This is a genomic window from Paenibacillus sp. CFBP 13594, assembly GCF_014842675.1.
Classification (GTDB): Bacteria; Bacillota; Bacilli; order Paenibacillales; family Paenibacillaceae; genus Paenibacillus; species Paenibacillus amylolyticus_B.
The window spans coordinates 12,898-39,081 of record NZ_JACYVQ010000017.1 but is presented as its reverse complement, the minus strand read 5'-3'; the positions used below and the strand labels follow the sequence as shown (position 1 = coordinate 39,081).

Annotated in this window: 27 protein-coding genes and 1 riboswitch; of the genes, 1 reads left to right on the top strand and 26 read right to left on the bottom strand. The window is 46.9% G+C overall.

The genetic code is table 11. The features are described from left to right. Positions 1 to 196 precede the first annotated feature (196 nt). From IFU39_RS30945 to pth, 12 genes are all read right to left on the bottom strand, one after another. On the bottom strand, positions 197 to 532 hold the full coding sequence (locus IFU39_RS30945; protein ID WP_017691358.1) for an FtsB family cell division protein: 336 nt from the start codon (positions 530 to 532) through the stop codon (positions 197 to 199). 11 nt (positions 533 to 543) lie between these two features. Continuing rightward, positions 544 to 1,113: a spore cortex biosynthesis protein YabQ gene (gene yabQ, locus IFU39_RS30940; protein ID WP_017691359.1), complete on the bottom strand. Its 570-nt coding sequence runs from the start codon at positions 1,111 to 1,113 to the stop codon at positions 544 to 546. Next, positions 1,110 to 1,394 (bottom strand): sporulation protein YabP, encoded by a 285-nt coding sequence (gene yabP, locus IFU39_RS30935; protein ID WP_036606119.1) that lies wholly within the window; start codon positions 1,392 to 1,394, stop codon positions 1,110 to 1,112. Before yabP ends, yabQ begins: the two co-directional genes overlap by 4 nt. 174 nt (positions 1,395 to 1,568) lie before the next feature. Beyond that, positions 1,569 to 1,847: an RNA-binding S4 domain-containing protein gene (locus IFU39_RS30930; protein ID WP_017691361.1), complete on the bottom strand. Its 279-nt coding sequence runs from the start codon at positions 1,845 to 1,847 to the stop codon at positions 1,569 to 1,571. Beyond that, complete coding sequence (locus IFU39_RS30925; protein ID WP_017691362.1) at positions 1,847 to 2,119, bottom strand: HU family DNA-binding protein; 273 nt, start codon at positions 2,117 to 2,119, stop codon at positions 1,847 to 1,849. Before IFU39_RS30925 ends, IFU39_RS30930 begins: the two co-directional genes overlap by 1 nt. A 308-nt stretch (positions 2,120 to 2,427) precedes the next feature. Then, positions 2,428 to 3,921: a nucleoside triphosphate pyrophosphohydrolase gene (gene mazG, locus IFU39_RS30920; RefSeq protein ID WP_192136395.1), complete on the bottom strand. Its 1,494-nt coding sequence runs from the start codon at positions 3,919 to 3,921 to the stop codon at positions 2,428 to 2,430. Positions 3,922 to 4,068: 147 nt separating this feature from the next. Next, complete coding sequence (locus IFU39_RS30915; protein ID WP_192136403.1) at positions 4,069 to 5,820, bottom strand: putative polysaccharide biosynthesis protein; 1,752 nt, start codon at positions 5,818 to 5,820, stop codon at positions 4,069 to 4,071. Between the two features lie 165 nt (positions 5,821 to 5,985). Next, positions 5,986 to 6,528: a stage V sporulation protein T gene (gene spoVT, locus IFU39_RS30910; RefSeq protein ID WP_036606123.1), complete on the bottom strand. Its 543-nt coding sequence runs from the start codon at positions 6,526 to 6,528 to the stop codon at positions 5,986 to 5,988. Positions 6,529 to 6,859: 331 nt separating this feature from the next. Next, the gene (locus tag IFU39_RS30905) at positions 6,860 to 8,008 is read right to left on the bottom strand and encodes a peptidylprolyl isomerase (protein ID WP_091018326.1); all 1,149 of its coding nucleotides are present in this window, start codon (positions 8,006 to 8,008) and stop codon (positions 6,860 to 6,862) included. Continuing rightward, on the bottom strand, positions 7,992 to 11,519 hold the full coding sequence (mfd, locus tag IFU39_RS30900) for a transcription-repair coupling factor (protein WP_192136394.1): 3,528 nt from the start codon (positions 11,517 to 11,519) through the stop codon (positions 7,992 to 7,994). Before mfd ends, IFU39_RS30905 begins: the two co-directional genes overlap by 17 nt. Before the next feature lie 272 nt (positions 11,520 to 11,791). Continuing rightward, positions 11,792 to 12,022 carry an anti-sigma-F factor Fin family protein gene (locus IFU39_RS30895; protein ID WP_017691368.1) on the bottom strand — a complete coding sequence of 77 codons (231 nt, stop codon included), beginning with the start codon at positions 12,020 to 12,022 and terminating at the stop codon, positions 11,792 to 11,794. 98 nt (positions 12,023 to 12,120) lie between these two features. After that, complete coding sequence (gene pth, locus IFU39_RS30890; protein ID WP_036606126.1) at positions 12,121 to 12,681, bottom strand: aminoacyl-tRNA hydrolase; 561 nt, start codon at positions 12,679 to 12,681, stop codon at positions 12,121 to 12,123. Positions 12,682 to 12,820: 139 nt separating this feature from the next. Between pth and IFU39_RS30885 the strand changes: the two genes are divergently transcribed. Further along, positions 12,821 to 13,021, top strand: coding sequence for a hypothetical protein (locus IFU39_RS30885; protein WP_192136393.1), 201 nt, complete (start codon positions 12,821 to 12,823; stop codon positions 13,019 to 13,021). A 105-nt stretch (positions 13,022 to 13,126) separates the two neighbouring features. Here the strand turns inward: IFU39_RS30885 and IFU39_RS30880 are convergent, their stop codons facing one another. The 14 genes from IFU39_RS30880 to IFU39_RS30815 all read right to left on the bottom strand — a co-directional run bounded on the left by IFU39_RS30880 (position 13,127) and on the right by IFU39_RS30815 (position 26,082). Continuing rightward, positions 13,127 to 14,080: a ribose-phosphate diphosphokinase gene (locus IFU39_RS30880; protein ID WP_017691370.1), complete on the bottom strand. Its 954-nt coding sequence runs from the start codon at positions 14,078 to 14,080 to the stop codon at positions 13,127 to 13,129. Positions 14,081 to 14,180: 100 nt separating this feature from the next. Then, positions 14,181 to 15,572, bottom strand: a complete 1,392-nt coding sequence (gene glmU / locus IFU39_RS30875; RefSeq protein WP_197997996.1) for a bifunctional UDP-N-acetylglucosamine diphosphorylase/glucosamine-1-phosphate N-acetyltransferase GlmU — start codon at positions 15,570 to 15,572, stop codon at positions 14,181 to 14,183. A 77-nt stretch (positions 15,573 to 15,649) separates the two neighbouring features. Then, positions 15,650 to 15,844, bottom strand: a complete 195-nt coding sequence (locus IFU39_RS30870; protein WP_124118801.1) for a hypothetical protein — start codon at positions 15,842 to 15,844, stop codon at positions 15,650 to 15,652. An 83-nt stretch (positions 15,845 to 15,927) separates the two neighbouring features. Next, on the bottom strand, positions 15,928 to 16,212 hold the full coding sequence (spoVG, locus tag IFU39_RS30865) for a septation regulator SpoVG (protein ID WP_017691372.1): 285 nt from the start codon (positions 16,210 to 16,212) through the stop codon (positions 15,928 to 15,930). Between the two features lie 188 nt (positions 16,213 to 16,400). Then, positions 16,401 to 17,228, bottom strand: coding sequence for a pur operon repressor (gene purR, locus IFU39_RS30860; protein ID WP_017691373.1), 828 nt, complete (start codon positions 17,226 to 17,228; stop codon positions 16,401 to 16,403). A gap of 97 nt (positions 17,229 to 17,325) precedes the next feature. Beyond that, positions 17,326 to 18,180 carry a 4-(cytidine 5'-diphospho)-2-C-methyl-D-erythritol kinase gene (gene ispE / locus IFU39_RS30855; RefSeq protein WP_036606140.1) on the bottom strand — a complete coding sequence of 285 codons (855 nt, stop codon included), beginning with the start codon at positions 18,178 to 18,180 and terminating at the stop codon, positions 17,326 to 17,328. A 149-nt stretch (positions 18,181 to 18,329) separates the two neighbouring features. After that, complete coding sequence (locus IFU39_RS30850; protein ID WP_017691375.1) at positions 18,330 to 18,506, bottom strand: small, acid-soluble spore protein, alpha/beta type; 177 nt, start codon at positions 18,504 to 18,506, stop codon at positions 18,330 to 18,332. A 249-nt stretch (positions 18,507 to 18,755) separates the two neighbouring features. Further along, entirely contained in the window at positions 18,756 to 19,031 is a 276-nt protein-coding gene (veg, locus tag IFU39_RS30845) for a biofilm formation stimulator Veg (RefSeq protein WP_017691376.1), read from the bottom strand. 153 nt (positions 19,032 to 19,184) lie between these two features. Continuing rightward, positions 19,185 to 20,081 (bottom strand): sporulation peptidase YabG, encoded by an 897-nt coding sequence (gene yabG / locus IFU39_RS30840; RefSeq protein ID WP_091018332.1) that lies wholly within the window; start codon positions 20,079 to 20,081, stop codon positions 19,185 to 19,187. A gap of 59 nt (positions 20,082 to 20,140) precedes the next feature. Next, a complete protein-coding gene (gene rsmA, locus IFU39_RS30835; RefSeq protein ID WP_192136392.1) occupies positions 20,141 to 21,043 on the bottom strand; it encodes a 16S rRNA (adenine(1518)-N(6)/adenine(1519)-N(6))-dimethyltransferase RsmA in 903 nt (300 codons plus the stop codon). 4 nt (positions 21,044 to 21,047) lie between these two features. Then, complete coding sequence (rnmV, locus tag IFU39_RS30830) at positions 21,048 to 21,593, bottom strand: ribonuclease M5 (protein ID WP_017691379.1); 546 nt, start codon at positions 21,591 to 21,593, stop codon at positions 21,048 to 21,050. Between the two features lie 155 nt (positions 21,594 to 21,748). Further along, a complete protein-coding gene (locus IFU39_RS30825) occupies positions 21,749 to 22,933 on the bottom strand; it encodes a 3D domain-containing protein (protein WP_091018335.1) in 1,185 nt (394 codons plus the stop codon). A 273-nt stretch (positions 22,934 to 23,206) separates the two neighbouring features. Further along, positions 23,207 to 23,460, bottom strand: a riboswitch (cyclic di-AMP (ydaO/yuaA leader). Between the two features lie 241 nt (positions 23,461 to 23,701). Then, on the bottom strand, positions 23,702 to 24,472 hold the full coding sequence (locus tag IFU39_RS30820) for a TatD family hydrolase (RefSeq protein WP_192136402.1): 771 nt from the start codon (positions 24,470 to 24,472) through the stop codon (positions 23,702 to 23,704). 332 nt (positions 24,473 to 24,804) lie between these two features. Then, on the bottom strand, positions 24,805 to 26,082 hold the full coding sequence (locus tag IFU39_RS30815) for an HD domain-containing protein (protein WP_091018341.1): 1,278 nt from the start codon (positions 26,080 to 26,082) through the stop codon (positions 24,805 to 24,807). Between the last annotated feature and the right edge of the window lie 102 nt (positions 26,083 to 26,184).

The following is a 26,184-nucleotide window of genomic DNA, read 5'->3' as shown; positions in this document are numbered from 1 at the left end:
AATAAAATGATCCTCCCTTAAAAATATACAACCCGATTTTTTGAATGCCAAAATCAATGCTGCGCTAATGTAATTATACCTTATGCCATAAACCAAGGTCAACTGAACACTACCCCATCAGAGAGCCTATTTTTTCCGGTTTAACGGCTTCAGACACACGGATAACAAACCTAGCTCGGTAATAGACCGAATTCCATCAGTTCCCTGACTCTTCAACCTGGATCGGCGTTTCCTCAGGAAGATAATATCCTTTTTTCCGTGCCAGCTGTCCTATGTATTCAGGGTCATTCAACCGGCTGACTTCGTACTTCAACTGTTCCAGCTTCTTCAACGTATCTTCCTTTGAAGCTTGCTGAGTGGCCAGATGAGAACTCTTGTCCGAAATTTGTGCAGTCTGCACAAGGAATGTATATCCTGCCCATATTACAAATACAATCATAAACGTCATCCAAAGCATGAGGCGCCTTTTTGCACCGGCAGATTTTCCTTGGTTAGTTGGAGCCTTTGATCTGCCCACAGGTGTTTTACCCATTACGGACCTCCTTAAAACCAGCGTTTCCACATCGCTGCAATTCTTGTACCCACACGGATCATGAAGCGTGGCGTTACCCAATGTTTCAGGAGCGGCCTAAACATCCAGCGGAACAACTTGCCGAAAGGTACCAAACACTGCAGCACCAGCCTGCCCAGGAATAATAGTATCGCAATTACAAAACCGAATAATACGCGAATTAACTTATAAATTCCTTTAGCCGGCATAACGATCAGGATGTTAAGGATATGTCCACACCAATGAATCAGCGTTCTTGCGAGTTTAATTAACATTACCACAAAACGCTGGGTTGTAACACTTAAAAGCCAAAAATAGAAGCAAACCCCTATAATCAGCCCCAAAAAGACATAAAACCGCAACTGTCCGTGGTTTCCGGCGTATAGCATCCGAAAAACGAACAGCGCGGAAGCAACCCAGTACAACAGATCGAGCGTGTGAATACTCCATCTTGGAAACCGCAGCTGTCCGGACAGTACCCGGTAACTGTCGTAGGCCATTCCCATCACGACCCCCGAAGTAAGCATCCACATCAATGTGATCCATTGAGTATCCGGACTCATCGGAACATCTTGCCAAACAGGCCTTTACCATTTTTGGACTGGGAACCGGGGTCCAGATATTGGAGCGAACTGACTGTGCCTTCAATGGATAACAGACCTTCCTCCAGGCTCAGGTTTTTGATATGTAAATTGTGCCCCCGGATGGTCAGATGCCCAAGTTCAGTCTGCAGCAAAAATTCCTCACTGTCGAAGCTCTCCACGTTGGAGACACCCGTCAGATCCAGCAGTTTCCGATTCTGCATGCTCAGATGATGCTGTTTGGCCTTACCGTGCTCAACCATGGCATGTACCCCTCCTTCTTACACCTAGCTTATGGATGAGGAGGTTGGAATAGAACCAGCGTTGTTGAACAAATAACCCGGTATCCATTAAAAAAACAAAAACGCCCTTCCCTGTTACAGAAGGACGTTTCGATTCAACTTGCATTGATTGAATATTTAATACCAGATGTACTGTTACCAGTTCATTCCGTTATCCTTGGCGATCGGCTCTTCCTTCACCAAGGTGTAGAGGCTGCTCGCCTCATCCTTCTTAGTACTCTCGGCAATTCGTTCCACCCTCACGGTGACCAGTTTCTGACCGAACTGAACCGTCAGCTCATCGCCCACTTTGACAGCGGCGCTGGGCTTTGCTTCACGTCCGTTCACCAGAACACGTCCTTGTTCAGAGACGTCCTTGGCCACAGTGCGGCGTTTGATTAGCCGGGAGACCTTCAGGAATTTATCAAGACGCATTATTTTACGGCTTCTTTAAGTTTGTTGCCTGCTTTGAATGCAGGAACAGTGGACTCAGGAATCACGATTTCATTCCCTGTTTGTGGGTTACGTCCGGTACGACCGGAACGTTTGCGGGTCTCAAAAGTGCCAAAGCCGATCAATTGTACTTTGTCTCCGCTGGCAAGTGCATCTGTAATTTCTCCCAAAAAGCCGTTCAATACGGACTCAACGTCTTTTTTAGTCAAACCACTTTTGGTTGAAATGTTGTTAATCAGATCTGTTTTGTTCATTTTTAAAAGCCTCCCAAATTGAAAAAAAAGTATCTGCGATTCCTGACAATGCATCGATTGCCGCTGATTCGCGTTAGGTCACTACACATGTATTCTGGCTTGGTATCTGAAATCCTGCCTTGGTCCGCTACTTTTTTTAGCTTTTTGTCGATGGTCCGCAGGCAACAGTCTAAGACCAGTACCCGAAACCATCTGTCGCTAAACACCAACTCCAATTTACACAGATGAACACATGTTCGTATTATCATAACACACTGCATAGCATGAATGGAATAAAGTTATCTGGCTTTCCCAGAAAATTGAACCCGTTATAATCCTGCCTTCTTCGCATCCTGCCAGAATTGCTCCATCTCTTCTACATTGCTATCTGCTGGTGTTCTTCCCTGTTCACGCAAACGCTCCTCGATGTACTGGAACCGCCCGACGAACTTGCGGTTGGTCGCAGCAAGCGCCTCTTCCGGGTCCGTATCGATGAATCTTGCAACGTTCGCGGCTGCGAATAATAAATCACCCAGTTCGAGCTTCCGTTCTTCCGCAGACTGGCCTTGTTGCACCGCTTCTTTCAACTCCGCCAGTTCTTCCTCGATCTTGGCAAACACACCTTCAACATCATCCCAGTCAAAGCCTACTTTGGCTGCTTTCTTCTGTAACTTGTATCCCTTCATCAATGCAGGCAAGTCACGCGGTATACCATCCAACACGGAAACCTTCTGCTGATCCTGGCCTTTGCGCTTCTTCTCCTCTGCCTTCATCTGTTCCCAGTTCTGAAGAGCTTCATTCGCATCTTCTGCCTGATTATCTCCAAAAACATGTGGATGGCGGAAGATTAGCTTATCATTCAAACCTTCGATGACATCATACACATTAAATGTGCCCACTTCTTCTTCCATCTGGGAGTGCAATAAAATCTGCAGCAGCAGATCACCCAGCTCTTCTTTCATATGGTCGGGGTCATCCTCATCGATCGTCTCAATGACCTCATAGGTCTCTTCAATCAGGTTTTTGCGAATGGACTGATGCGTCTGCTCCTGATCCCATGGACAGCCACCCGGACTGCGAAGAATATTGACGATCTCATGTAAACGCGCAAAGGATCTGCGACGCAGGGCATCATCAGTGTTCTTCGGCACATAGATCAGTGACAGATTGCCGTACCCTTCGATCCGGTCCAGTTCGTGCAATGGAATCTTGTGAATGACCTCCTGGTCCTGTACACCCAACGCGTGACCAACAAATACCGGATAATCATCCGGGTAAACCTCCATCAGGCATAGCTTCACATCCGAAGCAGTGAACACATCGTAGACTTGTCCGATCAACGTATGTAGCTGTGGTTGTACCAGTTCTGTGTTCAGGCTGCTGGCATCCAGGAGTTGAAACCCTTCGATTGGATCGAATCCAAGTCGTATAAAAGCTTCATCTAGGAAGCTCTCCCCGCCCATGACACGCAATGAGATCCCCATCTGCGGACAACGTTCTTTGAGCAGGCGTACACTTGCTTCTGCTACCATCGGATGACCGGGTACGGCATACACAATCTCTGTTCCGGCCTCACCCTTGCGAGCGGCTTCTATCAGTTGATTCGCGATCTCATCATATACCTCGGGGAAGGAGGACTTCGCCTCATAGATGCCATCAAATGATGTCATCTCTAGTCCCTCTTGCTTCAGATCATTCAATACGGGATGATCCAGGGTACGTACATACAGCGTAGCTGCCTGTTTCATTTTTTTGATAATACCTACGGTCAGTTGGTCTGCATCTCCAGATCCAAGACCCACTACGGTTAAAGCTGCACTCATTACATAAACCTCCATCCGGACTACCCTGTCCAGGCTCATAATCATCGTGTCTGAACAGGACTAATTACATGTATTATACCAGAATCATTCGATATCCTATAATTGTATATTAGCTGTGCTGGGTGTAGAAGCACCGTGAGCATGGAGCTAGCGCAGCACACACAGTCTGCGCAGCAGCTTGGCAAGGCGAGGCCCTAACTTGGGCACGGCCGCCAGCTCTGCGGCGGTAAGTAGCCCTGTCCGGGCCGCCGCCAGCAAGAACACGGCCGAGCCTGCGGCAATGCCCAGCAGGCTCACGCCCATCGCGGCCAGCCTGCGATCGGCCGCGACACCCATGCCGCCGAGTACCGCTTCGGCGGCCCAGGCCGTGCCTACCGCCGCCAGACTCATGGCGGCGATCACCAGCGCCGGCTTCGCCAGGACGGCGCCAGGGGCAGGGCGCAGGGCGACAAGTCGCGCCAGCAGCGCCACATTCAGGCCAGCCGCCAGCATGTAGGCGACTGCGCCTGCCAGAGCCGCGCCGCTGATGCCCAGCGCCGGCACAAACATGACGTTCAGCAACGCCTTGACGCCTGCGGCGGCCAGCATGCTGAACGCGGGTGCACGCACGGCGCCGAGGCCTTGCAGCAGCGCCGCCGCAATAATGCTGACGGTGCTGCCCGCAGCCGTCAGCGCCATGTACCGCAGTGCTTCGGTGCCTGCGGCATCTCCGTACAGCATGCGGTTAATCGGCTCCGCCAGCACCGCGAGACCCGCGGATGCCGCCAGGCCGATCAACCAGAACCAGCGCAGCGCGAGGCCTGCTTGCTGCCGGACGGCTTCTGGCCCGCCCTTTAATCGGGCTTCCGCCATCGCCGGAATAAACAGCACAGATAGTGACGTAGCCAGCATCGTCACCAGTTGAACCAGCGGCAATCCACGGTTGTAGATGCCAAAGGAAACCATCGACTGAAGCTCATCCAGTCCTTCTCCCCGCAGCAATCGGGGCACGGTGAAGGTATCTACCAGATTCATCAGCGGTACAGCCAGCGACCCGAGACAGACGGGAATGGCGTACATGAGCAGCGTCTTGATCCACTCACCATTGGATCGTGATCGTTCTGCCAGAGCGGGGCTAACAGCACTCACCATTTTCCTCTGTGGCGTAACTGGTCTATGCTCTTGATGCTCCTGACGTTCTGATCCAACCTCTCCGCCATTACTGCTCCATTCCGACGAATCCAATTGCCCTGTGACCACTTCCCTGTCTTTCCGCCGATGACGCACCATGTACCCTAACATGGTTAACAGCCCAACCATTCCACCAGCAACGGAGCCCATCATTGCACCAGCGGCAATAGTCTCAAGCGAAGCGTCCCGTCTCATCAACCACAGAAGCAGAACAATCATGACGGTGACACGTATCGTCTGCTCCACCACTTGTGATACCGCTGTTGGAACCATCTGCTGTAATCCCTGAAAATATCCACGCAGCCCTGTCATCAACGGTACGAACAACAACGCCCACGAAGCAGCACGAATTGATGGAACCACATGACGGTTGCCAATCATGTCAGCGATCAGCGGCGCACCTGCATACATCATGAGCGCCATTATAATTCCAATTCCCCCGAGCAGTAGGGAAGATAGTCGAATAATTCTTCTGCTCTCGTCTGGTCTTCCGAGTGCGTTCTGTTCTGCTACGAATTTGGATACGGCCAGCGGCAGTCCTGCAGCAGCAAGCGTGATAATGAGCATATATAACGGATACACCGTATTATAAATGCCAAATACACCGTCTCCTCCCAGATTCTGCAGCGGAATCTTCTGAAAAGCACCAATGATTTTGGAGATAATGGCGGCAAGACCAAGTATAAATGCACCCTGTAGCAGCCTTGAGCCTGTAGATGGCTGTTTCATAAGTCCCTCCTGCGTAATCCTTTTAAGCATACCTTGCTATTATAACTGCCTGAAGGCACACAGACTAACCCTCCCCATCACAATCATCCGGATTATCTTCGTTGTCCCTTGAAATGCAAAAACTCCCGTATGCCCAAGACAGGGCACCAGGAGTTGATCTGCGGTCTATTGTTCCATTTGCTTGCCAAGGAAACCAGCAGCTGTCTCGGACATCTTCACTTCCATCTGAGACATCTTCACCGATTCATCCTTATTGAACAGGATAACCGTTCCGATGGGGTCACCACCTGAAATAATCGGCGCAATAACAAAAGAGGATAACGTCTCGTCATGATCTTTGCTAAGCTCATAAGAACCGTTGTTGGTTTCCAAAATGGTCTTTCTGTTTTCCATACATCCCTCTAACAGTTGACCTACCTGCTTGTCCAAATACTCTTTTTTCGAACCACCTGCCACCGTGATAATGGTATCCCGGTCAGAAATCATCGTTACATGTCCTGTACTCTCATACAGGGATTCTGCATATTCTTTGGCAAAATCACCAAGTTCGCCAATTGGCGAATATTTTTTAAGGATAACTTCTCCATCACGATCCACGAAAATTTCCAGTGGATCACCTTCACGAATACGTAACGTACGGCGGATTTCTTTTGGAATGACCACACGACCAAGGTCATCTATACGGCGGACAATACCAGTAGCTTTCATTTCACATGTTGCCCCACTTTCTCGAGAAGATTTTTCAACTACTGTTCCTTAATGGGTAGAGGAAAGTCCCAGAACGTTTAGTGTGATATCTTGACCATAGTATTCATCTGTTCCCATTTCCTTATACATGCTTCGGAGAATATAGTTGTGTAACTTTCGAAGAAGGCGACCATGTACCCATACGGCTTGAATATATAAAAGAAGAAGCAAGAAGGAGGTCCTAAGTCCTCCCCTTGCTTCTCTGTATGGTTGTCCATATTTACGTAGTACAAGGCATTCATTTCGGGCGAATTCAACCCTGAACGTATGCTAACACAGCAAATTTACCAGCTTACTTGCTGCTTGTACCTTCATCTGTAGTTGCATCTTTGTCTGTTCCAGTCGTACCTTGGTCAGTCTTGGTATCCGTACCTGTGGAGTCATCCGTTTTTGGTTCGGTTGTTTTCTCTCCTTCAGTTCCTGTACCCGTTGTACCTTCAGTTTTGCCTTCTTCAGCTTTTTCTGTTTTTGGCAACTTAACTTCTTTTACGATTTTGTCCAACTCATTTTGCATGAACGTATCGATCTCAGCAGCTGCCAATTGGCTCTTCAGACTTTCTTTTTGTTCAGCCGTCAATTTAGCAAAGTCAGCTTCTGTACGAGCTTCCACTTTCATGACGTGGTAACCGTACTCTGTCTCTACTGGATCACTGATTTTGTTCAGTGGCAATGTTTTTGCAGCTTCCTTAAATGCCTCTACCCAGCTGCCTACAGGTGTATTTTCATACAGTCCACCCTTCTCAGCAGAACCTGGATCTTCGGAATATTTTTTTGCAATTTCAGCAAAATCAGCTCCGCCATCCAACTTGGTTTTTACTTCTTTTGCAATTTTAAGTGCATCTTCTTTTTTACGCTCTTTTTGCGTTTTTGGATCTGTGAAGTTAATCAGCACGTGACGGACGGAAGCCGTTGTGAACTGATCTTTGTTTTTCTCAAACTCAGCCTTGATTGCATCGTCCGTAACGCCTGTTTCTTTATCTTTGATTACTGTCATGATCCGAGTCATGTAGTTTTTAATGTTATCGTCTGTCAGGTTCTGAGCTTTGAGCATTTCTGTCCATTGATCTGCCTGAACAGAAGCTTTCATTTTATCGAATTGCTCAGTTGCCGCTTTGGTACCGGCTGTTTTGGCATCTTCGCTTGCTTTGCCACTCAGATATTCATAAGCAACTTCCTGTTTCACCAGATACTCTTTGAAATCGTCCATATCCATCATTTGTGCATACTCCGGATAGAGGAATTTCATGACACGTTGCTCCATGTCAAATTCATTGGCTGTAATAGTACCACCATCATACGTAGCGACTACAGCACTTGTATCCGTCGATTCCGGTGTTTTTGCTTCTTCCTTCTTGCCACATGCAGCAAGCAGTGATAAGGATAGTACTGCGACCATGCTCACAGACAGTACTTTTCCTACTTTTTTATACTTTGGTAACATCCTTTAGTTCCCCCTTTGATTTAAAAGCAGTTTTCATGGACTCCAGAATTTTCTCTACCAGCTCCATCAGTTGCTTATCCCCAAGCCCCTTGCCTTTAGCGTGAATCAGCATATGGGGTCCTTGTTCAAATTGTACACGTCTTTCGAACTGATTTCCAATGTGCGCGATTTTTGAGAGTTCAAAGGCATGTTCACGCCCTTCATAGAACTTCACAGTAATGTCCTCACCACGTTGGGAGATGGATTCAATGCCGTAGATTTTGCCGTATACTTTCATCCGCGCAACAGCCAGCAAGTTAATGACAGCTTCCGGAAGATCACCGAACCGATCAACCAATTCGTCTTCCAACTCCATTGCATCGTCGAAGGATGCAATGACCGCCACTTTTTTGTAGATCTCAATCTTCTGGATACTGTCATAGATATAATCGGACGGCAAGTAGGCATCGATACTGAGATCCAGGGTTGTGTTCCACTCGTCTGAAGGTACCGGCTCTTCACCAAGCATCGTAACTTTGCGTTTGTTGATCTCCTCTGCGAGCATCTGGGAATACAGATCAAACCCGACGGAAGCGATGAAACCATGCTGCTCCGCTCCTAGCAGATTTCCCGCACCACGAATCGACAAGTCACGCATGGCGATTTTGAATCCTGAACCCAGTTCGGTGAATTCTTTGATGGATTGCAGACGTTTCTCAGCAACTTCAGTAAGCACTTTATCCCGTTGGTACGTAAAATAGGCATACGCAATACGGTTGGAACGACCCACACGCCCGCGCAGCTGATACAGCTGGGAAAGTCCCATTTTATCCGCATCATGTACGATCAGTGTATTTACGTTTGGAATATCTACCCCGGTCTCGATGATACTTGTGCTCACAAGCACGTCATATTCACCATCCAGGAAGTCCAGAATCGTTTTCTCCAGCTCTGTTTCCGACATCTGACCATGTCCCACACCAACTTTGGCTTCAGGCACAAGCTCAGAAATTTCGGCAGCCATCTCCTGAATTCCCTGAACACGGTTGTAGAGGTAATACACTTGCCCACCACGGGCAAGCTCACGCTCAATGGCTTCCCGAACAAGCGCCTGGCTGTGTTCAACCACATAGGTCTGCACCGGGAAACGATTCTCTGGAGGAGTCTCGATAACGGACAGATCACGCACACCCAGCATGGACATATGGAGCGTACGCGGAATCGGCGTTGCCGTCAGCGTCAGCACATCCACATTGGTTTTCAGCTTCTTCAGTTTTTCCTTATGAGTTACTCCGAAGCGCTGCTCTTCATCGACAATCAGCAGTCCCAGGTCCTTGAACACCAGGTCCTGCGACAGCAATCGATGCGTCCCGATGACAATATCCACTGTGCCTGCCTTGATGCCTTTGGCTGTTTCATTCTGCTCTTTACGGGAGCGGAACCGGCTAAGCACATGAATGTTGAACGGATAACCGGAGAAGCGCTCACGGAACGTCTCAAAATGCTGCTGTGCCAAAATGGTTGTTGGCACGAGTACAGCCACCTGTTTGCCTTCAATAGCTGCTTTAAATGCAGCCCGAATAGCCACCTCGGTTTTGCCGTAACCAACATCCCCACACAATAAACGATCCATTGGACGGTTTTGTTCCATGTCCTTCTTGATTTCTTCGATCGCACGCACCTGATCACGTGTCTCATCGTAAGGGAACATGTCCTCAAATTCCTGCTGCTCCGCAGAATCCTTGTCGAATCCAAACCCTTTGGAGGTCTGACGCTCTGCATACAGCTTAATTAGATCATCAGCAATATCCTGTACGGATGTGCGGACTTTATTTTTAACCCGTGTCCACTCATTGCCGCCCAGTTTGTATATTTTCGGTTCTTTTTCTTCGGAACCTACATATTTCTGAATCAAATCAATCTGTTCAATAGGTACAGACAGTTTGTCTCCACCCGCATAGAGAATATGCATGTAGTCCTTATGAATACCGCCTACCTCGAGGGTGCCGATCCCAAGGTACTTACCAATCCCGTGGTTCTGATGAACGACATAATCGCCCACTTTTAGCTCGCTATAGGATTTGATCCGTTCAGCATTGTCTACATTCCGAATCGGTTTGCGTACTTTACGCTGTTTTTGCGAGAACATCTCGCCCTCGGTCACAACAGCCAAATGAATGGACGGCATTTCAAATCCCGTTTGCAAATTACCGATCATCATCTCTGGCTCTGGAATATCATAGTCCATCAGTACCCGGCGCATCCGCTCGAGTCGCTCCTCACCGTTCGCCAGCATGAGCACTTGGACTCCAGCCTTATGCCAACGCTCCATCTCTGCCTTCAGTACGTTCATCTGTCCGTGGAAATCCTGCATGCCACGACTGATGAAGTTCAGAATGTTCTGTGGTTGGGTGTGTGGAACTTGGCGCAAAAAAATCGACATAAATAGCGTCTGGAATGGACGCTCATACAAGAGTTCATCACCGTCTGCAGATAAAGGAAGATCCGGAAGTGTTTTTCCGTTTTGCATCAAATGAAGATTCCACTCCGATTCATCACGGTCAAGCTGTTTCGATGTCTCCGATAGTCTGGCAGGCTCATCAAGAACCAGCAGGGTATCTTCTGGCATATAGTCGTAGATCGTTTTGTTCTCCGGATAGAGCGGAGAAATATATTTATACATTTCGGAGAAATACACGTGCTCCCGCAAAAGCTCGATCTCCCGGTGAATTTCTTCACGGAGACGCAGCTTCGCCTGCCGATCCGTCATTTTCTCCAGCTGTTGCTCCAGCAAAAGAGCAGCCGCATCGGCAGCCTTTTCCATTCGTTCACGATCTGCAATTAACTCCTTGCATGGTAAAACCGTAATTTCCTCAATCCGTTCAATCGAACGCTGATCCGCGGGGTCAAATGTCCGAATGGAGTCGATCTCATCATCAAATAACTCCACCCGATATGCGATCGATGAAGTAACCGGATAGAAGTCGATGATACCTCCGCGTACACTCATCTCACCACGAGATTCCACGCGTTCCACACGATCATATCCGAGCTTTACCATCTCCAGCAGGAAAGAGTCCAGTTGAAGTGTGTTGCCCTGTTTAATCAAAATTCGAGCATTGGCCATCACTTCCGGAAGCGGAACATAACGTCTTACCCCGGAAAAAGGAATAACAACAACGCCCCTGAATCCCTGGGCGCAGCGGACCAACACATCAATACGCTGACCCAATGTTTCCGGGCTGGAAACAGCAGCTTCAGCAGCGACAAGTTCGTTGGCAGGATAGATTAACACCTGATCAGGTGAAAGCGCTTCCTGTAAATCTTCTGCAATTTTTTGAGCTGAAAACATATTATGTGTTACTACGAGCAATGGTCGGTTCATTTCCTGATGCAAGGCAGCCAGCATAATCTGACGCGCCGAGCCGGATAGACCTGAAACCAATTGTTCCTTCATGCCGGACTTGATTCCGGCTGTAATGGACCCGAAGTCCGGATCTTTGGAAAAAGCCTGTATAAGTGCTTGTAACAAAAGGGGCACCTCTCTTATAACTTACTTGATTATCTCACGCATACGCGTAACATCACTATTAAAATGGATACAAATTCCTTTTTGTCCTGTTTCATCATATCGGATTACTCGTAACATTGCCACATCTGTTGATGCGGCTGAGCCTGATTTCGAGATAGCGATGGCTTTCATGCCAACTGAAAAGAAGCCTCAGCAGGCTGCCAAGGCTATAAAAGGTGGAGCGTTATTACGCAACCGCCCTCAACTGTCATTCGATCCTGTACGGGCGATGTCTACTGAAGCGGACTCGCGAGCAGGCTAAGCTCTGGATTGTGCTCCAGGGCTTCCTTACAGTAATCACATGTAATCCGAACGGTAATGTCACCACCGGAATTATACGCTATTATATCCCTCCGCTCGTCGGGGGTCAAGAAATGAAAGCCGAGCTCTACTTCCGTTATCCGGGCAGAATCGATTCGTCCAATAAAGGTACGGCAATGCCTACATACGTAATTCACTGACATGTTTATGCCTCCTGAACATGGTTTATACATCCAGTATGTCCAGTATGGCTGAATTGAACCCGTCTTGTATGATCATTTTATCAGTATGTCTAACAAAATTAACCGTTAAACTTCGCCATTGTTTGTTCAAACGTATGAGTCAAGCTATGCTCCAGAGCATCACATGTTTGCTCAATGGTCTGATCAAGGGCTTCTTTTTCTTTCTTCATGAATGTCGACAGTACATAATCAACAATGGCATGTCCTGGTTCAGGCCGGGATATTCCCATGCGTACCCGGTTAAACTGCTGTGTACCGGTATGCTGAATAATGGACTTGATTCCATTATGTCCGCCTGCACTACCTTGGTAACGCAATCTGACTTTGCCAATCTCTGTATCCATGTCGTCGTACACAACAATCAGATCTTCAAGACTAACTTTATAAAAATCCATATATGCTCGAACCGATTCACCAGACAAGTTCATATAGGTCATTGGTTTGATCAGTACAGTTTTCACACCGCCAATATTGCCTTCTCCAATCAGCGCTTTACATTTATTCTGTGTAATGGAGATATTATGACGATCAGCCAACCGATCCAGTGCCATAAAACCGATATTATGACGGGTTTTGGCATAGTTCGAGCCTGGATTTCCAAGTCCGACAATCCACTTCATCTTGTTCCCTCCTTCGGATTAGCCTGAGGTGAGGCATAGACTTCGAATCTTATATTTCATATAATATCAAGAAAGTAAAGATCGATTTACTGTAGTGTTCACAGTTAATATTTTATCGACCCAGGAAGGTGAGCGGGTTTTGCGCGAAGACAATGGACAACTGACTCAACATAACGATTTTATCTATCATCTCGAATATCACGTACCTGTACAGGTATACGACCGCGACACCCATATTGAGATTGGTCTAATCACACGTTTCGATAATCAATTCGTCGAAATTGCCGACACGCTTTTTCATCGGCGTCGTTTCCGATTTATCTCCCGCCCGGGGTATTAGCTGACCAGCGTCTGTTTCACTTTTAATAAAACGGCACGCCGACAGGGGTTACATTTTCCATTGAACCGGAAAACGTAACCCCTCTACTACTTTATGCAGACATCCTTATTCAATTTCAAACAGCTTGCTGATTGACAATTCCTCATGAACCCGGATAATTGCTTCTCCGAGCAAAGGCGCTACAGACAACACTTTGAGTTTGCTTGTCGGATTAGCATGCGTAATTGGAATGGTATCCGTTACGATGACTTCCTTCAATGGTGCATTCTCCAAACGTTCCATCGCAGGTCCGGACAATACCGGGTGAGTACAGCACGCGTATACTTCTTTTACGCCGCCTTCCATCAGAGCATTCGCTCCCAGTACAATTGTTCCCGCCGTGTCAATAATGTCATCGATCAGGATAGCTGTTTTACCCTCGATGTTACCGATAATGTTCATCACTTCGCTCACATTTGGCTCAGGACGGCGTTTATCGATAATTGCCAGGGGTGCATTCAGGAAATCAGCCAGTTTACGTGCGCGCACTACGCCACCGTGGTCAGGCGACACAACAACCGGATTTTCGATCTGTTTCGACCGGAAATATTGAGCCAGAATTGGCACGCCAAGCAAATGGTCGACTGGAATGTCGAAGAATCCCTGGATCTGCATTGCATGCAAGTCCATCGCGATAACACGGGTTGCACCCGCTTTTTCAATAAGGTTGGCAACCAGTTTCGCTGTAATCGGGTCACGCGAACGTGCCTTGCGATCCTGTCTTGCATACCCATAGTAAGGAATAACGACGTTAATCGTCTTGGCAGATGCCCGTTTGAGTGCATCAATCATAACGAGCATTTCCATCAGGTTATCATTAACCGGCAAGCAAGTGGACTGCACGATATAAACGTGACAACCCCGAACACTCTCGGAGAGTTTCACTTGAATCTCGCCATCACTAAAGCTGGTTGTGTGAGATTCACCCATAGGGATCCCGATATAATCAGCAATTTGATGGGCAAGCTTGGGGTTAGAATTGCAAGTAAATATTTTTAATTTCGAATCAAAATAAGTCATAAAATAAAAACCCTCCGTGCTGGTTCATTGGAATCAATAAGCGTCTGCGACATGTCGGCACCTCCCGATCTTCGGGAGGCAATCTTGTTATCAAAACCCCTTATTGGGGTTTGGCATTTTGTTTCTTGGCTTTGGCACGTCCGCGAATCTTCTCCGCATAACCAGGTTTATTCTCCTGACGTGGACGAGCAATGGCCAGATCATTCTCGGGAACGGAATGGGTAACGGTGGAACCAGCAACCACATAAGCGCCTTTTCCTACCGTAATCGGTGCAATCAGATTGACGTTGCTGCCTACAAAAGCATCATCTTCAATCGTTGTCACAGCTTTATTATAACCATCATAATTGACAGTTATTGCCCCGCATCCAACATTTACGTTTTTCCCTACTTTGGCATCTCCAATATAGCTGAGATGAGATACTTTGGAACCTTCATCAATTGTAGCATTTTTCACTTCAACAAAGTCACCAATTTTTACGTTGCGACCCAGTTTAGTCCCTGGACGCAAATTAGCAAATGGACCTACCGTTGCATCAGAACCAACCTCGGCATTGGATACTACCGAATGTTTAATCGTAACTCCGTCCTGAATAACGCTGTCTTCCACATCTGCCTGAGGACCAATATGACATGCTTCACCGATGGAAGTTGTGCCTTTGAGGATCGTCCCCGGATACAAAACTGTATCTGATCCAATCGTAACATCCGCTCCGATATATGTCGATGACGGATCAATGATTGTCACACCGTTCAACATATGGCGTACGGCAAGACGTTCACGCATGAAGGCTTCGGCTTGCGAAAGTGCCAATCGATCGTTAACCCCGATGGATTCAGCGATGTCATCCGACATGTAAGCCTCAACCACATCTCCATCATTACGCAAAATGCCGATTACGTCTGTGAGATAATATTCTCCCTGAGCGTTCTGGTTCGTTACTTTATCCAGCGCAGCGAACAATTTTGCATTATCGAAACAGTATGTGCCTGTGTTAATCTCATTCACAGCATCTTCCTGTTCGTTGCAATCCTTCTGTTCTACGATCCGCTGTACAGAACCATCTTCTCCACGTATTACTCGGCCGTAACCTTTGGGATTGTCCAACTGAGCCGTAAGTACTGTCGCTGCTGCCCCGCGACTCTCATTGTGATTCATCAGACCTTCCAATGTCTCACGAGTCACGAGCGGTGTATCTCCACAGACCACAATTGTGGATCCTGCTTCGCCGCCAAGCAAGGATTTAACTTGCTGTACTGCATGACCTGTGCCCAGTTGTTCCGCCTGGAGTGCATACTCTGCTCTGGAACCTAAAAATGACTGCACCGCTTCGGCACCATGGCCGACGACAACCACACTGCGTTCAACGCCTGCGCTGAGTGCTGCATCCAGCACATGTCCAACCATAGGTTTACCGCATACGGGATGCAGTACTTTGTACAATTTTGATTTCATTCGTTTGCCTTGCCCTGCGGCAAGAACGATTGCCATTCGTTTCAAAATTAACGACCTCCTGTTCTGAAAAACCCATTGAAATGCATTGCTTATCTATATCCAATGAGTATCGTTCAGCCGGCTTCAAGCCGGTCCTGTTCATCGCCTGCTGTCTCTGTAATCACACGTAACAACGCGGACACCAACGAATCGTGACCTATATGTATACGCCGTGTACCTGCGAGCTTAACCGAATCCCAATGATTCCTAAGATGCCGCCCTGCCACCAAGCGCACGATGCGCTTTTTGTTCTCTGCTAATAAACTCAATACTGAATATATCTTATTCCGGTCAAAAAGAAAAGAGAGCCATAAGACATGGCTCTCTTTTCCTTCGAACCCCAATAATGTTCTTAGGCACCTTCTTCAATGACTTCTTCCTCAGTTGCCGCACGATCGTATTCAGTCAAAACTGCTGCCTGAATCTTCTCACGTGTACCGGAAGAGATCGGGTGGGCGATATCACGGAACTCTCCATCAGGAGTACGTTTGCTCGGCATAGCAACAAACATTCCGTTGTTACCATCAATGACACGAATGTCATGAACGACGAATTCGTTATCGATGGTAATGGATGCGATAGCCTTCATTCTCCCCTCCGAGTTAACACGGCGGAGTCTGACATCCGTAATTTGCATGTGTGTGTTCACCACCTTTTTCCATCAGAACTTGGTGTATAATTCCACACAGCATATACGAACTCCTTCTTTTTATAACCACAAAAATTTCCTAATTTCAGGAATTTTTTTATTTAATACACAATTCGACAACGTTCATGCCAGGTCGATGGAAAAGACCTTTTAACGACATAACATTCGTCATCTTTCTACAGGTCGAAATAGTTTCCAGGCTTGACGGAAATCTGTCTGCTCTTGGCATCAACCGCTGTTAGTTTCGCCAGAGATACATAATCTGTTAACAGGCGTTCTTCTGAATCTACAGAACCAGATTCCACCAGTACCCCTACCCCGGCTACTGTAGCATTAAACTCGGCCAAAAGATCGATCATTCCTTGCACCGTACCCCCGGCCTTCATGAAGTCATCCACAATAAGTACTCTGGAATGCTCACGCATCGCCCTGCGGGACAGGGACATGGTATGCAGACTTTTATGGGACCCGGATACATAATTGATACTTACGGCCGATCCTTCTGTAGCCTGATGGTCCCTGCGTACGAGCACGACAGGCAGGTTGAGCTGGGCACCGGTCGCATAAGCCAGTGGAATTCCTTTGGTTTCTACCGTCATAACCACATCAATATTCATATTGCCAAAGGCCGTTGCAAAAATCTTGCCGGCTTCATTCATCAATGCAGGCTGACCAAGCAAGTCGGACATGTACAGGTATTCTCCAGGCAAGATCCGATCAGGTTGCGCGAGCTGGGTCGAGAGCCGCTCCGCAAATGCCAATGCCAGTTCTCGGGATACCTTCGGAATCCATCTTACTCCCCCTGCTGCTCCAGCCAGTGTATGCAGTTCTCCTGACCCACCTTCTTCGAACACTTCCTTGATAATCGCCAAATCTTCACTAATTGAAGACTTTGCGGCACCATAACGTTCGGCAAATGTGGTCAACGGAATAACCGTATGCGGTCTGGACAATAAGTATTGCGTCATTTCAACCAGCCTTGCGCTTCGTTTTAACTTCTTCACAGAGATCCATCCTCACGATCACGGAAACATCCAAATCCGAATAATTATTTAAGAATATAACACCTTTATACGTGTTTGTACATTATAAAAGCGAATTTTACGTCAACATACGCACAGCGTACACTTCTTTACAGAACCCTCGCAGACCATTGTATATCCGGGCAACCTTGGATTCTTTGGAAACCAGACCAAATACCGTTGGACCGCTACCAGACATTAACACGCCGTCTGCACCCAATCGAATCATGGCATCCTTCAGATGCTGAACTTCCGGATACAGTTTCAACGTTACATCTTCAAGCACATTGCCCATCTGATTACAGACTTCCGTAAATGATTGATTGCGAATAGCCTGCTCCATTTTAGCTGCACTCGGATGACGAACAATCTTGTCACTGCGGAACCTTCCGTACACATCGGCTGTAGACACATTAATCGGAGGCTTGGCCAGAATTACCCAGCATTGCGGCGGATTAGGAATGGGAGTTAACTTCTCACCACGGCCTGTAGCGAGTGCAGTTCCTCCTGTGATACAGAATGGAACATCCGACCCAAGTTCAGCTCCAAGCTCCTGCAGTTCGTGATCCGGTATATTCAACCGCCACAGACGGTTCAATCCACGCAACGCTGCTGCTGCATCACTGCTGCCGCCGGCAAGTCCGGCTGCAACTGGAATCTTTTTATCCAGATGAATATGGACACCCGTACGCACGTTATAGCGCTCCTTAATGAGTCTGGCTGCCTGGAAAGCCAGATTCTTCTCGTCGAGCGGGATATAACCCGCCTGACTGGAGATGAAAATAGTATCTCGCGGCAACTCCGACATTTCCAGCCGATCAGCCAGATCGACCATGGTCATGATCATTTCAACTTCATGGAATCCGTCGCTTCTTTTATGTAAAACGTCCAGCATCAAATTAATTTTAGCAGGCGCTTTTTCGTAAATTTTCAAGGCGTTCACCCGTCCTCACCTTTTCCCTAAGACAACTTAACATATTATATCAAAATGGGGCTGTCAAGTCATTTGTATTCCGCATCTAAGGGGAAAAAGCGGGGTTATTCCTGACGGATTTCCCCGCTTTTCAGTCTGTTTGAATCGGATTAAGATTTGCGGGCAGCCTGCTCAGCAAGTTGAATGGCTCTTTTCACCATGTTTCCTGCATCCTTGGCTTTAATTCCACCCCAACCTTCCTGTTGGACCGTATCATAGAAGCCCAGGTCTTTCGCGAGCTCATTCTTCAGATCCTCTGACATAACACTTCTTCTTCTGCGACTCATGAACCATCCTCCTCCAAAGTATCCTTCATAATGTGATGAGTTCGTTCACGTTTTGGACATCTTGTCATCAGGCTATATTCAGTTTCCTGCATTGCTTTAAGAAACTGTCCTTCACCTGTCCATATAGTATGCCGCGACCGTTCCTCGCTCATTCCTGAGTATGTATGGGTTACGTTAGAGGACGAATTGGTGTTTAAAAAAACAAAAAAGCGATCCGCCTTGTGGGGCGAATCGCCTGTAAATCGATACTTACGTCTCCATATAGGAGCTATGCGTCTGGCTGCCCGGGTCATAAACCATGACTTCCACCGACTCCGTAAGTATATCCGCATAACTATAAGATACTCGCTTGAAGGTTTCTTGCTCCTCATCAAGCTTAACAATAAAAACAGAAGGGTACGTTTCTTCCAATACACCCGTACGCTCAATGGTCTTACGGCGGCCACCATTAGCCCGCAACATAATTTTCTGACCAATATGTGCATCGAGATTGCGTTTGATATCCAACAGCGTGTTTTTAGCCATTGTCGACGACCACCTCTTTTCTTGTCCATTATACCGGATTTTACAGTCATTGTCAAATCAAAACTAATTATTATATCAGCATCAAAAAGTTGTTGTCAATGAATTTTTTTGCAAACAAAAAAAGCCCCAAATTGGGACTTTAAATGGCCTACATCAGACTGCCGACGGGTTCACTTTTAACGTAGATAAATCATTCAGCCCAGGCAGACCTACCCGGTAACTCCCCCGTGTCTCGACACCACCCACACCCTGGCTACCACTGATGGTATTGTGCAGAACATCACTCATATTGACCGTATCACGCACAGATGTGAAGGAGGCCTTGGCTGCCACATAGACCGGGTCAAGTGCATGAATGAGAATTCTGCCTGGAGAACTGGCAAAGTTCGCTCCAGCGCGCAGCAGTGCCTCAAAATGGGACTGACAGGCCCCTGCCACAATAGTGAGTGCGTCCAGATGGCGTTCATATTGTCTGGCCACCTGAATGGCCGACACAAAATTTTGCGAGTTCTTGTAGCTACCAAGACTATATAAGTCATAGGGCTGACGTGTCTTTAGCACCCCATCATGACCCGTAATAACTACGATATCCGGACGTACTTTGGGTAATAAGCGGTATAAGGTATCTGCCATTGCCGATTCATGGACATATTGTCCCTCTGCGGGCACACGAAGTTGCTCATAGAGATCCATACTTTTTTTCAAATAGTTCGGATCTCCATCCAGATGAAGCACCTTTCCAGGCATTTCAAAATAAGCCGGTTCCTGCTGAGCAGACCAATCCTGTACCAGACCTTCGCGATTCCGCTCAGCCTGTTCCATACGATTCTGCTGCAGGCGGGACAGGGTCTGATGTGCTTTAACATGCGCCTGTCTGGTCTTGGCGCTTTGCGGTTCATAGGGAACCTGTATCAAATCGTCCACCGGGGAATCGGCAAGCAGCCGGAACTCAGTCCCTTTAATGACCGCAGCATCCAACTGGAGGCCTTCCACCCGAAAAGTCACATCGCCGCCGTATGACTTCCGAACGACCAAGTCTCCGATATTCATCAACGTAATCACCTCTACCCCATCGTATGGGCAGAGACCCGGTTTGGTTCATTCAAATTTTACAGCGCTGCACGTACCCCTGCTTCCCACATTACGGTGCTGAGTGTGGCATACTCTTGCAGACTCAACGTCTCTCCACGTCGGGACGGTTGAATACCTGCCTGCTCCAGCAGAATGTCTGCCTGTCCCCGGTTATCCTTTGTGAAGAAACGTGCTTTCAAGTTGTTTGAGATTGTTTTTCTCCGCTGGGCAAAAGAAGCCTGTACCACTTCGAAGTAGTGTGCTTCATCCGGAATCTCCACTGGCGGTTGCTCGCGCACTTTCAGCTTAATGACAGCCGATTCCACATTAGGTTGCGGAATGAAGACCGTGGGCGGCACAATACACACAAGCTCCGGCGTACTGTAATACTGAACTGCGATGCTTAGACTGCCGTAATCTTTTGATCCTGGTGCAGCAGCCATCCGTTCAGCCACTTCTTTTTGGATCATGACAACAATACTGTCTACCGGCAGCTTCTCTTCCAACAGTTTCATCATGATTGGAGTCGTTACATAATAAGGCAGGTTAGCCACGACACTGACTTTGTCCACGGATGCAAAATCCGTATTAAACAACTCAGCCAGATCAAGCTTCAACACATCCCCATGATGAACACGTACATTCGAATAAGGCTGCATCACTTCTCCCAGGATTGGGATCAAGCGCTGATCAATCTCTACGGCTGTGACAGGACCGGCTACCCGAGCCAGTCGCTCCGTAAGGGCTCCAATACCCGGCCCGATCTCTAGTGCGCCCTTGGACTCGTCCAGGTCGGCTGCATTAACGATTTTGTTCAGTATATTTTGATCGATCAGAAAGTTCTGACCCAGACTTTTCTTAAATGAGAATCCATGTTTTTGAATAATCTCCTTCGTTCGCTTGGGCGTTGCAATTTCTATCGTATCTTCCATGTCCTTCATATGCTCACAATCCTTCACGTTCAATTTGCGCTAATGCTGTAGAGAACTCTTCCCGTGTAATCTGAAATACACTGAGACGTTTGTGGAACTGCTTACCGTTACAATAACCGATGCCCAGCAGATTGCCCATCTCCATGCGACGTGCAGCAGCCTGCGGATGCACGATAAGTCCTGCCGCGATCAGGTCCTCCCAATCGATCAGACTCGGAGCACCTTCGTATGATGTATGTACGCGCGCCAGAGCATGACGGATCGCCTCTGGTGAGGCATTCTCCACCCCAATGTCTCCTTTGCGCGTTGCATCGGCTTCCGGAATGAAAGCATGCTTGCATCCAGGCACCTTATTCGCAATAATTTTACGAATGCGTTCGCCGGCATGATCCGGATCTGTCAGTACAATGACTCCCCGTCTCTCCTGAGCAAGCGCAATCCGCTTCAGAATGCGTTGGTTGATGGCTGATCCACCTGTTTCTATTGTATCGGCTTCCACGGCCCGACGGATGGCTACCGTATCATCACGGCCTTCCACCACAATGACTTCTTTTATCATGTTCCATTTCTTCCTTTCTAACGCAAAAAGAAGAGGAATATCCTCTTCTCTGCCAAACGGCGGGGGAGACTGAATTCAGACTCCTCCGCCGCATATTCCGCATGAATCATTCATGCAACTATTTTATAGCATTCCCATTTCAAAGTAAAACGATTTTAGTTCGCTTCCGGCTTCACCGGACCGATCACGTAGACCGTCTTGCCTTTCTTGCGTCCAAAATTCAGGGCATGCTTCACACTGTCATAATACACATCAATTTTGTTCCCTTTAATCGCACCGCCTGTGTCTTCCGCACGACGGAATCCCAGACCTTCGATATATACCCACCAGCCAATTGGAATGACTTTGGGATCAACCGCAATGGTGCGCCCTTCCGTTACACGAGTACCGGAAGCTGTTTTAGTTCCAATGCCAGGCTCTTCAGAAGAGTAGGCAGTCATGGATACATTTTTAAGTACTTTGGAGTATTTAAAAGAAGTCCCGGATACGGTAATCACTTTGCTGCCCGAGGCAGATGTTTTCTTCGAGTTCGTTGTTGTAGCCTTTTTGGTTGTTGAAGTTTGAGCCGATACGGTCTGAATCTCAGGTTCTTTCACGACCGGTTTTGCTTTGGTGCCGACAGCGATCACTTTATCTACACGATTATTCGCGACAGATTTGCGGACCATTTTTTTGGAGACCAATTCTCCATCCTGAAATACCTTTTCGATATGCTGCACAAGTTTGCCTTCTTTGCCGTTCACAACGACACGGTTATCCCCTTTGTACAAGCTAGGGTCAGCCGTTTTAATGACTTTGTAAGCGATCGGTTGCTCTACTTCGACTGTACGCTTTGTTACGCGCACTACACGGATCTTCATCTCCGCTTTGATCGCAGTTCCAAGCGCCGGATACACTTTATCATTACTTTCAACTTGAATACCTGATTTTTGAATTGCATCTTCTACCGATGAATCCGTTGTATACAGAGTCTTGGTGTCTCCGTCTGCCGTAATGTTAACTGGAACGGCCCGCTCAATAACAATTCGGTCTCCATCTGTAATTGCCCCGTTCATGGACATGGATACCTTATCGTGAGGGCTGACTGTGATCGACTGCTCCTCCAGCATTTCCTGAAGCATTCCTGTACGAGTCTCTACCACCTGAGCTTTGCCATCAATAACCAGTGAAATTTGTTTCCCGGCCTGACCGTAAACGACTAACAAGATCATGATTGTAAGCGCAATTGAGAAAATCGCGATCAATGCCATTTGACGCATGTTCTCATGCTTCCACCGCAACGCGAAAGACTTACTGGATGATCGTGACTCATGGGTCTCTTCTGGTTGGAATGTGCCCACTTCTCCGTCCTCCTTCATAGCCTCGCCGTCTAAAGTAATGCATGATGTCTTTGACGTGACTATACCAAATTTTCTACAGAACACAGATTGGACCAACATAATCCGGTTCTGCACCATGAATCAATCTTCGCAACATGATGTCATCCTCCTGAATACCTACCGTATGATGACAATATTTCTTTTATTCAAAAACAAAAAAGCCAAAGAAAGAGTGTAAGAGGAACTCTTTCGTGGCTTCCGAATGATTTTGAATATCGGAAATTCATGCACGAGGTTGCCTCTCTTTTTCCGCTTGCGAGGTTAGCTGTCGGGTTCGGGCGAAAGAGAGCCGCCCTATCTTGGGTCACCCGCTCATGGCGGACGCCCTTGAATTCACCCCGAGACCCAAAGAAGAAATCAAATACGGCTTCGCAGATCCCTTCGCTGCTTTTGGGTCAGCGAACGTTGCGCATCGGCCAAATACACCGATGTTTAAGCCCTATTGGTTCCCCCGCTCTCCGTTAACGGAGACTCAGCGAGACTGATTCATGAAAGTAATGTTGTTTCATCGGAAAGTGTCCCTTTGTTCATCCCCCGAACATCTGTCCAATTTTCCGCACAACAATTCACTGAAAAGATGATATCCTGTTTTGATGCATGTTGTAAAGCGTTGATCAAGTACGTTTTTCTGAATATTTGGTTAAAATATTGTAATATTCTTGATTTATTTGGATCAAAGAGCAAATTACCTCCGCTTACCTGCCTTTTTCGCCTCATTTGCTCGTTTTTTTAACGAATTCCAAATCGTTCCATGGCATTTTTGGTTGTTATTGCAGCAATTTCCTCCACCGAAATGCCTTTAATTTCCGCAGCTGCCTCTGCAACCAGACGTACATGCGCTGTCTCATTTCGCTTTCCACGATAAGGGTGAGGTGTCAAATATGGAGCATCTGTTTCAATGAAAAACCGGTCCATAGGAACCTTCTCCAGCACCTCTTTGGGCTGCTTTGCATTTTTGAATGTGATCGGTCCTCCGAAGGAGAGATGGAAGCCCATATCGAGACAACTTTTGGCTGTTTCCCAGCTACCCGAGAACGAGTGCATCACACCACCAACTTCACCCGCTTTCTCTTCACGCAAAATTCTTATGATATCCTCATGTGCATCCCGATTATGGATGACAATCGGCATGTTTACTTCACGCGCCAAAGCAATTTGTTGTCGTAATACGCGATGCTGTATTTCTTTTGGTGATGTATCCCAATGATAATCCAATCCAATCTCACCGATCGCAACCACTTTTTCATGTTTGCATAAAGATGCAATCCACTCCAAATCGCCGTCCTGCATTGTGATCGCATCTACGGGATGCCACCCTACAGCTGCATATATAAAGTCATATGTTTCAGCGAGTTTCATTGTGGTTGGAATTGTCTCCCGGTTAAAACCAATGTTGATCATGCGACCAACTCCTGCATCCACAGCACGCTGAATCATGTCCTCGCGGTCCTCGTCGAATTGTGGTGCATCCAGATGTGTATGTGTGTCGAACAGCATCATGTCTGTATCTCCCTTCATGTCGAAATAACGACTATCTTCTTTTTCAAAATCACATTTGTAAAATTCAATAATTCAATGACTCATACATAAAACATTTTGGGTATCTGTGTATTACATCATTACGTTTGTTTCTTCACAACTACAATATATAGAAGATATACGGATATTCTGATCTATATATTGCTATTTGTGCTTATTCTCCCTGCTTGCATTTACAAAATTATGTCGATCTACATATACGCCCCATTAAAGCAGATTACTGTATCATGAAAAATAGCTCTTTTAGAAAGTGTTTTGATATCGAAATTCTTCATCGGATTATACCCACACGATTACAAGAAATAGGGGCGTATATGTGACGGTAATTCGTGAATAATCGCATCCACCTTGTTTTGCGGGTAATACAAATGATGTTTCCCTCGGTGAAGCCCACTGATGGAACGGACAATGTCAGATACTTCTGACAACTCACGTAAATTGTCCTGTCGATCCAGAAGAAGAATCTGCTTATCTGTGGATTCATCCGGACGAAACACATCATACGGATTATCCGAGGGAAAATCAATTTCAAGATCATATTCGGGATCGAGACCAGCCTGTACAAAAGCTTCCCGAATCTCTTCCATCATTGTCAAGTCGACCTGTTCAAGCTCTACATACTTATATAACTTGCGATCCATAAAACGTTCGCATAACTCACTTAGAACAGTATCGTCCTCCTTTCGCCACTGTGTAAATGCCGTCTGAATTAAGGCTTCATCCAACTGCAAATATTCATCTACGGATAATTCTCCTCCAAATAATTGAGGGAGTGGATCAATCATGAAGCGAAATTGAAAACCATGCTGTATGAGTGTTTTTGCTCGCTTGAATATTTGCCGCAATATAATTTCAGAACTACGAGTTACCGGATGGAAGTAAATCTGCCAATACATCTGGTACCGAGACATGAGGTAATCCTCCACAGCATGCATGCCTGACTCCTTGACTACAATCCGCCCATGATAAGGACGCAGCATCCGAAGGATACGATCAAGGTCAATCGTGCCGTAATTTACACCTGTAAAATAGGCATCCCTGAGCAAATAGTCCATTCGGTCTGCATCAAGCGGACTGGTCACCAAGTTCACCACAATCGGCTTTTCATACGTTTTTTGAATGACAGACGCTACTTTCTCAGGAAAATCAGGAGCATACCGTCTTAAGATCGCCCCTACTTCGGTATCACCTGTAATAATGCGACAAGTCCAATCTTCGTGATTCATGTCAAAAGCTTCCTCGATGGAGTGAGAGAATGGCCCATGCCCGAGATCATGAAGTAGAGCTGCACACAGAGCTACAATCTTTTCTTCCTTCGGCCAATCCGAATAATGACTTCTTTCAAATTGAGAGATGATCTTGCGTGTGATCTCATAAACACCTAGTGAATGTGAGAACCGACTATGCTCTGCTCCGTGAAAGGTAAGGTAAGAAGTACCCAGCTGACGAATCCGGCGTAGACGCTGAAATTCCGGGGTGTTAATTAACTGCCATATAACCGGATCTTGCACGTGGATATAATTATGTACCGGATCTTTGAATACTTTCTCTTCCGTTAAACGTTGTTCCATGTCGACTCACTCCTTTAATTCCTTTTATATTAACGCTTTGAGCTCTGCGATTCACCTAATATTCGACACCATATGACGAACTTTGTCGAATGAAGTAGTTTT